Annotated in this window: 9 protein-coding genes and 1 tRNA gene; 6 read left to right on the top strand and 4 right to left on the bottom strand. The window is 64.9% G+C overall.

Annotation, left to right across the window (positions count from 1 at the left end; genetic code table 11):
- The 5 genes from GPT33_RS08750 to GPT33_RS08730 form a co-directional block, all read left to right on the top strand.
- On the top strand, positions 1-194 hold a 194-nt coding region (locus GPT33_RS08750; protein WP_296807497.1), incomplete at its 5' end, for a hypothetical protein.
- Positions 191-1,162 carry a MoxR family ATPase gene (locus tag GPT33_RS08745; RefSeq protein WP_296807495.1) on the top strand — a complete coding sequence of 324 codons (972 nt, stop codon included), beginning with the start codon at positions 191-193 and terminating at the stop codon, positions 1,160-1,162. The genes GPT33_RS08750 and GPT33_RS08745, both read left to right, overlap by 4 nt.
- A 102-nt stretch (positions 1,163-1,264) precedes the next feature.
- On the top strand, positions 1,265-2,551 hold the full coding sequence (locus tag GPT33_RS08740) for a DUF58 domain-containing protein (RefSeq protein WP_296807492.1): 1,287 nt from the start codon (positions 1,265-1,267) through the stop codon (positions 2,549-2,551).
- Between the two features lie 240 nt (positions 2,552-2,791).
- Positions 2,792-4,300, top strand: a complete 1,509-nt coding sequence (locus tag GPT33_RS08735) for a hypothetical protein (RefSeq protein WP_296807490.1) — start codon at positions 2,792-2,794, stop codon at positions 4,298-4,300.
- 16 nt (positions 4,301-4,316) lie between these two features.
- Positions 4,317-4,841 carry a hypothetical protein gene (locus GPT33_RS08730; protein WP_296807488.1) on the top strand — a complete coding sequence of 175 codons (525 nt, stop codon included), beginning with the start codon at positions 4,317-4,319 and terminating at the stop codon, positions 4,839-4,841.
- On the opposite strand, the gene lipB is transcribed toward GPT33_RS08730, so the two are convergent.
- The 3 genes from lipB to GPT33_RS08715 form a co-directional block, all read right to left on the bottom strand.
- On the bottom strand, positions 4,838-5,497 hold the full coding sequence (gene lipB / locus GPT33_RS08725) for a lipoyl(octanoyl) transferase LipB (protein ID WP_296807485.1): 660 nt from the start codon (positions 5,495-5,497) through the stop codon (positions 4,838-4,840). The two genes, GPT33_RS08730 and lipB, sit on opposite strands and share 4 nt — an antisense overlap.
- A complete protein-coding gene (locus GPT33_RS08720) occupies positions 5,494-5,769 on the bottom strand; it encodes a DUF493 domain-containing protein (RefSeq protein WP_296807482.1) in 276 nt (91 codons plus the stop codon). Before GPT33_RS08720 ends, lipB begins: the two co-directional genes overlap by 4 nt.
- Before the next feature lie 422 nt (positions 5,770-6,191).
- Positions 6,192-7,634, bottom strand: a complete 1,443-nt coding sequence (locus tag GPT33_RS08715; protein ID WP_296807480.1) for a DUF294 nucleotidyltransferase-like domain-containing protein — start codon at positions 7,632-7,634, stop codon at positions 6,192-6,194.
- Between the two features lie 251 nt (positions 7,635-7,885).
- Here GPT33_RS08715 and GPT33_RS08710 point away from each other — a divergent pair.
- Positions 7,886-7,960, top strand: a tRNA-Val gene (locus GPT33_RS08710).
- A 113-nt stretch (positions 7,961-8,073) separates the two neighbouring features.
- Here GPT33_RS08710 and GPT33_RS08705 read toward each other — a convergent pair.
- Entirely contained in the window at positions 8,074-8,586 is a 513-nt protein-coding gene (locus GPT33_RS08705) for an RES family NAD+ phosphorylase (RefSeq protein ID WP_296807477.1), read from the bottom strand.
- Between the last annotated feature and the right edge of the window lie 73 nt (positions 8,587-8,659).

Below are 8,659 nucleotides of genomic sequence, written 5' to 3'. Positions count from 1 at the left end.
TCCCCGCCGACCTCGCCGAAGCCGCCGCGCGACGCGCAGAACGCTGCGTGGTCGAGCCTGCCTCGCCCCCGGCGCCGGAGACACTGCACACGCCACCGCCGGAGGCCCTCACGCCCTATGCCCTCGATCTGCGCTGGCTTTGGCTCGAGACCGGGCTCAACCCACGCGAACCCGCATGGAGCGACGAGGCATGATCCTGTCCGCAGAGGTCGAGCGTTGCGCCGCCACGCTTGCGGCCTTGGAGACCGCGATCGGCTGCGCCTTGGTCGGCCAACCCCGCGTCGTGCGCGAGTCCGTAGTCGCCTTGGCCGCGGCCGGGCACGTGTTGCTCGAAGGCGTACCCGGTGTGGGCAAAACACTCCTGGTGCGCGCGCTCGCGGCCGCCGTCGGCGGACGCTTCTCGCGGATCCAATTCACGCCCGACCTGATGCCGAGCGATATCACCGGACATGCCGTCTTCGACATGAAGAGCGAGGCCTTCCGGATCCGGCGCGGCCCGATCTTCTGCAACCTGCTGCTCGGCGACGAGATCAACCGGGCACCCGCGAAGACGCAGGCCGCGCTGCTCGAGGCGATGCAGGAGCAACAGGTGACGATCGAAGGCGCTGCCCTGACACTGAACCCGCCTTTCCTGGTCTTCGCCACCCAGAACCCGATCGAGCACGAGGGAACCTATCCGCTGCCCAAGGCGCAGCTCGATCGCTTCCTGCTCAAGGTCATCGTCGATCACCCGGATGCGGACGAAGAGCTGACCATGGTCCGCCAAGTGACGCACGATCGGGTCGGCGACCGACTCGACGTCTCCGGCGTGCGCGAGGTCCTGAGCGCAACCGACCTGCTCGAGGTGCAGCAGGTGACCGCGCGGCTGCGGATCGACGACGGCGTCCTCGCCTATGCCGTGCGCTTGGTCCGCGCGGGGCGTGATTGGCCCGGGGTCGAGACCGGGCCCGGCCCCCGCGCCGGGATCGCCTTGGTGCGCGCCGCGCGCGGACACGCGCTCGTAAACGGCCGAGATTACGTCACACCCGACGACGTCAAGGCGATGGCCCCCGCCGTGCTGCGCCACCGTCTCGCCCTCGGCGCCGATCTGGAGATAGAGGGTCTCGGCCCGGAGGATATCCTGCGCGATCTCCTCGCCGGCGTGCCTGCCCCGCGCACCTAAACCGCGCCCACTCTGATGCCCATGCAGGCCGAGCAGTCCGCTCTTGCTCGACACACCCCCGAATCACGGGAGAGGCGGTGCGGCACGAGACCACGCACCCCTTTGGTTTCGGCTCTCGCCGGCTGGACCGCTTTGGGGCTGGCTGCCGCCTGGTTTCCGGAGGCCGGGCTTGCCTGGCAAGGCGTCGGCATCCTGCTCGGGGTGCTCGCCGCGGCCGACCTCTTGGCGCTCCTCGCGTTGTCCTCCCCCGAGCTCGGCGGCCGCACGCACGGCATCCTGTTGCTCGGCACCCCGGGCCGGGTCCGCCTCACGCTGACCAACCCTACGACCCGACACCTGCGGCTGCGTATCCACGATCTGCATCCAAGCGCCTTCACCGTGCAGGGCCTGCCGCGCGAGATCGCGCTCGAAGCCGGCACCACTGCACGAGTCGACTATCACCTGACCCCGTCGCAGCGCGGCAGTTTCGTCATCCCGGGCTGCGAGATCGCCTTGCGCTCGCCGCTCGGGCTTTGGAGCGACAGACGCGTGCTGACCTTGTCGACGCGCTTGCGCGTCTACCCGAATCTCGCCCGAATCGGTCGCGACGTCCTGTCCGCGATGCAGGATCCGCACGCTGCTGCCGGGGAGCGACGCCGACCGAGACGCGGCGAAGGGGCGGAGTTTCATCAACTGCGCGACTATCATCGGGGCGACGGCTTACGACGGATCGACTGGAAGGCGACGGCGCGGATGCGTAAGCTTATCGCCCGAGAGTACGAAGACGAGCGCGACCGACATCTCGTCTTCCTGCTCGATACGGGGCGCCGGATGCGCCATCGCGATGCCGAACGCTCCCATCTGGACGAGGCATTGACCGCACTGCTGACGGTGGCCTTCGTCGCCCTTGCGCACGGCGATGCCGTAGGACTCATGACCTATGGCGGATCGCGGCGCTGGTGCGCACCGCGCAAAGAGGCGCAGACCATGCGTCGGCTGCTCGAGCGGGCCTACGACATCGAGCCGAGCCTCGATGCCTCGGATCCGTTGCAGGCCGCACGCGAGCTGCTGCATCGGATGCCGAGGCGGGCCTTGGTGGTCATGATCACCAACAGCCGCGACGAGGATCAGTCCGGGTTGGAGCTGGCAGCACGCCTGCTGCGACGGCGTCACCTTTTGATGGTCGCGGACCTGCGCGAGTCGGCACTCGACCGGAGCCTCGAGGCCGATATCGAGGACCTGCCGAGCGCACTGCGTTTCCACGCCGTGCACGGCTGGCTCGCCACGCGGCGACGACATCGGGAGCGTTTGCGCCATCTGGGCGTCGAGATCCTCGACCTTCTGCCGGCGCAGTTGTCGGACGCTTTGGTGGGGCGATATCTCGCGATCAAACGCGCCGGGAGGCTGTGATCTAAACCGCGTCACGAGCGAGATGCCCGTTTTCGAGTGAACTCGACGTTTGGTGTATCTACGACCCTTAGCGGGGACGCGGTTTAAAATGAGAGATTTTTTAATATCTTAAATCGCGCAGGCTCCAGCGGTCGTCAAGTCTGCCGGGGCCGATCCCATCCAAGAACACCGCATGCCCCGCCGGGCGCGATTTAAGTGCGAACACCCGCACACCAACCCATCCAACTCAGGAGCCAAAGAATGCGTTATCTGCTCGGCGCCCTCGCGCTTGCCGCGTCCATCCCCGTTCAGGCGGCCATCCCGGCGACCCCGGTCATGACCGTCTACAAGTTCAACGGTCCGATGGAGGTGCCTTATTACAACGCCGACAGCTTCGCGCGCTCGGGCACGAAATCCTCCGCCGGAACCCTGACGCAGGGAACCTCCGTGATCCCCTGCCTGATGATCCGAAACGGCAAACCCTTGACGGACAGCTCGGGGACGCCCTTCGTCGGGTTCGAGGTCGTCGTCGACCCGAGGAAGGCGAGCCGCAGCGACACCGAGCGCTTCAAGAGCACCGTGGCGGCGCGCAAGTCGATGAGGGTTCAGAACCACCACTGCCCCTCGAGCGTGAAGAACGTCATCAACGTACGCGATCTCTATGCGCTCGAGAAGGCACCTTTCTTCGATCCGCCGTCGAGCGGTCGTGCCGGCAACCCGGGCGGTGCAAGCGAGCTCGACCGCATCGTGCGCAGCTTCCACGCGTCGAGCCAATGCGAGAGCGCCAATCGCAATCTGACCGGCCGCCGTGCCGCGCTGGATCGGGCCTGGGGCGACTTCATCCGGAGCAACGGGCGGCTCGGCTCCGAGACCACGCTCGCGCGCGCCAAACATCTCGATTACGCCATGCGCACGGCCATCTACGAGGGCCATCTCGAACGCGGATGCAACGCTTACGGGGCCTGCGAGCGCAACATCATCGTGCTCTCGATCCGCAACCGCGCGGTCGGCCAGTGCCTCAGCCGTCAGGGGTGTCAGTTTCCGGGCGACTTCCAAGGCGTCTCCTCCTCGGTGTCGCAATACAACATCTGGGACGAGTACCTGACCCAGATCTCCGGACTCACCGCCTGCTACCTGCGGCCCGACCTCGCGGACAACGACCGCTATGCCAAGCTCCAGGCCATGTACAGCCAGTCGGTCGGGGACGCCGAGCGCATCCTCTTCGGCAGCGAACGCGATCTGCAGACGATCTTCCCGGACAATCGTCTGGCCGATCTGACCTCGATGCGTCACTACTATCACGCGCCCGCGATGGGCAAATGCTTCCCCAATCACGACCGTGTCGAGTACATGACCGGCGCGGTCGCGCGCGACGGGGACGATTTCGCCCTGATCGCCAACACCCGGATCAAAGTCGGATCGGCGAGCGGGGATGGCTATCGGTTCGAGGAGTTCCGCTTCGACGAGACCCCGGAGCGCGATATCGTCCGCACCGAGAACAACTATCCGGGCTTCATCGTCGACGGTCGCAAGGTGTCGCTGCGCACGCCCAAGTCCTGCCCGCCTTACGGGATCCCGACTGGCTGCCGTTCGGGCAACGTCGGACGCTATCGCACGACCCCGAGCTGGCTCTCCTCGGGAAGGCCGGTGGAAATCACCTGCAGCATCCAGGACCGGGGCGAATCGTGCCGCGGCGGCGCCACCACCCGAACAGCCAGCGTCGGCGGTGTCTGCGACAAGGAGATGCGTCCGGTCGCCGGCGTGCATTGATCCGAGGCATCACTTGATGAGCACACTGCCCGCGACCTACCTCGACATCATCAGCCCGCTGATCGACACGGCCAGGGAGATCCTCGAGCGCGGCGAGAGCCTGAGCCCCTTTGCATTCGTCGGAAACCTCACGACCGGAGAGACCTTTCCAGTCTTGCTGAGCACGGCCACGGACGAGGAGAAGGACGCGGCGGCCGCCATGATTCGCCGGCTCGCCGAGCTGCACGAGGCGGACTTCATCTTCATGATCATGGAAGCCTGGTCCCTACCGCCGAGCAAGGTCGGGCAGTTCCAAGAGATCATTGAAGAATACGGATCCATCGGCGCCTCGCCCTATCGGATCGACGTCGCCTCCTTCGCCCTCGAGACCCGTCACGGGCTCTGGGTGACCCAGATTCCGATCGAGCCGAAGGGTGCCTCGAAGACGAAGCGCACCTTCGGTCGGCCGGAGTTCCAGCATTTCACCGAGGCCAAGGGTCGATTCGTCGATCTATTGCCCCTGAAGGAGGGCGAGCGGGAGGCGCCCCGAACGCTGCATTAAGCGCGCACGGGACTCGCCGTCATCTCGAGGGATGCGGCGAGCAGCCCCACCAAGCCGGCCTCGATCTCGGCCATCGACACGCCCGGGACCAGGTCCGACAGGCGGGTGACGGCAAGTCCGGGATAGCCGCAAGGGTTGATCCGACCGAAGGGGTCGAGATCCAGGTTCACGTTCAGGGCGAGTCCGTGATAACTGCAGCCGTTGCGGATACGCAAACCGAGCGAGGCGATCTTGGCGCCTGCAACATAGACACCGGGCGCATCCGCGCGACGCTCGGCCGCCACATTCAGGGTTGCGAGCAGATCGATGACCGCCTGCTCCAAGAGACCGACCAGCCGCTTGACCCCGAGTCCGGCCCGACGCAGGTCGAGCAGGACATAGACGACCAACTGTCCGGGGCCGTGATAGGTCACCTGCCCCCCGCGGTCCGCCTTCACGACCGGAATCCGGCCCGGATCCAACAGGTGCTCCTCGCGGCCGGCCTGACCGAGCGTAAACACGGCCGGATGCTCGAGCAGCCAGAGCTCGTCCGGTGTGTCGGGGCCGCGCAGATCGGTGAACCCGCGCATCGCTTCCAAGGTCGGCAGATACTCCCGATAACCCGGTAGACGACGCACCAGGAGGAGCGGGCACGCATCTGCCGTGTCCGCGCTCATATCACCCAAACGATCGACTCGTGGGCCGTGAGATCGCAATAGATGGCATCGAGCTGAGCGCGGCTTTCCGCCTGAATGGTCAGGGTCACGGAGACCCATTTACCCCCTCTGCTGAAGCGGGCGCTCACGTCCGCGGCCGCGGGTCGCTTTGCATGCCGACTCACGATCTCGATGACCAACGTCTCGAAGTGCTCGTCGGCAAGGCCCATCGCCTTGATCGGGAAACGGCAGGGAAAGACCAAGACGGGCTCGGACGGGTCTTCACCGGACACGCCGGGCTCGGAGCTATCCGGTCTCGACGCGGGCATCCGGGACGTGATCGGTTTCGACGGAGGCTTGGATTCGGCCATCTCGCACCTGTGATGTTTGAATACGGGCCTAAACCGCGCCCGGTGCGGTATGCGTCGTTTTTTGGATTGGCTTGGCCGCGCATGCTCGGACGACCGCCGCAGCAGGCGCGGTTTAAAGTATTGAAAAATCTTAAACTTTAAACCGCGTCTCACCGAGATCGAGAACATCTCCGAAGCCAAACGAAAAATGACGCATGTCGCTCTGGACGCGGTTTAGGTGTTTCGGTTGTTTTTGAATCGTTCCCTAGGGGCTCCTAGGGTCGACTTCAGTCGCCTCCCTCCTCGGCCCGCCCGCAATCGGGACCATGCCCCCGAGGCAAAGCACCCGCATTCCTAAGCGCGGCTCAGCGCCCGATCTGATTGAGATGAAACCGGCTTCGCAAAAACCCCTGGAAATGCCCGACCTCTTCGAGCGCGAGCTTCAGACGACCCTCCTCGATCCGATTCAGGCGCTCGAGCGGTAAGTAATTGTTCGGCTCCCGGTCCTCCTCGAGCGCAAGCAGCTGCGCGCGCAGCCGCAGGGTCACCAGGAAATCCAATGCCGCGATTAGACTCTCCGCCTGCTCCGAGCGCAGGATCCCGGCCCCTTCCAAACCGAACACACGGCCACGGGTACCGCCGTCGCCGACACCCGCCTGCAATGCCATCGCTTTGACCCCCTCGGTGATCGGGAAAATACCGGCCTTCTTCAGCTCGATGCTGCCGCGGTGCGGCCCCCGCCGCTCCGGCTTGATCCCCCCGAAAAAACCCAGCGGCGGCTTGAATCCGACCGCGTTGGCCGCGCTGTAGGCGAGAAAAAGATTGTTGGCGCGCAGCTGCTCCGTGATATGTCGCTTCAGCTCAGCCTCGAAGCTGGCGTCTCCGTAGAGCGTCCTGAGATCGAAAAACATGCTGCCCGCGAGAATGTTCTCCGGCGACGGCGTACGCAACCATTTGTCGAGAACACGTTTCCAATCGCCGAGACTGCGCCGCCAAGCCTCGTTCTTGGCCATAATGCCCCCCGGGCAAGGCGGGACGCCGATCCCCACGAGATGGTCGATCAGATCGACACTGAAGGCCGCGAGGCGCTCACGCTCGTGCTGCGTCAGATCGTCCGCATAGACGATCGCGTTGTCCTGATCCGTGGAGAGCGTCTGCTCTTGCCGACCTTCGCTCCCCAGCGCAAGGAAGGCAAAGCGGTCCGTGAGATCCGGGTAACGCGCGGTGCGCACCAACTCGATCAAACGCACCAGGATGCGGTCGTTCAGGTGGGCCACCGTCTGCACCAGATCCTTGGTCGCCACACCTGTGCCCGAGAGGTGCACGACGAGCTGCTCCAGCTTCTCGTGCAGGATCTTGAGATCATCGACGTCGGCCGCCTCCTCGATCTCCTTCACCAACTGCTGCGGCGAGCGGCTTTGCAGCCGCAGCGCGTCGGAATCGGTCACGATGCCGCAAAGCGCACCACTCGCATCCACCACGCACAGCCGGTGGATTCTGCGCCGACTCATGAGATGCAGCGCCTCGAAGAGATAGTCGTCTTCGCCGATCGTCACCAACGGGCTGTTCATGATGTCGCTCACACGCAGATCGCCGGGATCCCGCCCGCGTGCCACGACCTTGTTGCGCAGGTCGCGGTCCGTCACCATCCCGACCGGAACCTGATCCGAGCACACGACGATGCTCGAAATATTCCGCTCGCTCATCATCTCCGCGGCGACGACCAGCGACTCATCCTGCTCGCAGGTCACGACATCGCGTTGACACAGATCCCTGACGGGAACGAAAAACACATTATCAGCGGACATTGGGCCTCGATTGCGACTGGTTTTGACGACTGCATCGACGGTGGACGTATGCGCTGGACCCAACGCACTCCTTTCGCGATCCGACGCATTCGTGAGATGGATCGATCCAACGGGATCGGACCGAATCCGCACACGCCACTTTAGCCCGGGGAACCCGATCACGCGAGACCGAGCGAGCGACACCGCCGACTCGCGCCGCCTCGGCGGCGTTGACCGCGCCAACCTCGCCTGGTAAATTGCGCCGCTGAGTCGGGCGCATAGCTCAGCGGGAGAGCACTGCCTTCACACGGCAGGGGTCCGTGGTTCGATCCCACGTGCGCCCACCAATAAAGTCAGAAACTGGAAAGCCGGCCTCGCGCCGGCTTTTTTGTTTGGGCCCAAATCGGGCCTACGTTGAAGCCACGAACTTTATCGAGCGGATGGCCACGATCTCTGCGCGCTACTGCGGTCGCTTCTCAGCTCCAGTTTGGGACAAATGGAGATCACGAACGGGAGGGAGCCTTGCAGTCGAACCGAATCGCGGTTCGCCGATCTCCACGGCGGCTGCGAAGCCGGGATGGGCCGGATTCAGGATTAGGTTGCGCTCGCCGGGCGTTACGGCGCTGGGCACGGTCAGCCCCACCGAGACGCCTGATGCGGCCCAGGCGTCGCCGATCGATCGCGTCGATGCCGGTGCCGGCCACGCGGCGTAATCGGCAGGCAGCTCGGCCACGAGCTCGCAAGCCAAGACGGCCTCGGGCACCACCTCGAGCTCAATGTATCGCCAATGCCCGCGCAGGACGTCTTCAGCCTCCAAGTGAACGAGCAGCTCAAGCTGCGCAAGCGACAGCGACTGTGCCGCGTAGACCATCGAAACACCGGGTGAATTCCAGCGCCCGCCGAAGAGCCGTGCACCTTCGCCGGTGAAGGACGTCTCCAGATACGCCTCGTCGAGCAGACGAAACCATCTCAAGAAAAGACCCCATGGCGTAGTCGGCCGATCAGTTGCTCGACCTCACGCGCACCGACTTCCGTGTCCGCGTAGT

It is taken from the genome of Thiocapsa sp., from assembly GCF_011390875.1.
In the GTDB taxonomy this organism is placed as follows: domain Bacteria; phylum Pseudomonadota; class Gammaproteobacteria; order Chromatiales; family Chromatiaceae; genus Thiocapsa.
The sequence above is the reverse complement of the archived record's forward strand: the minus strand, read 5'-3'. Positions and strand labels throughout refer to the sequence as shown.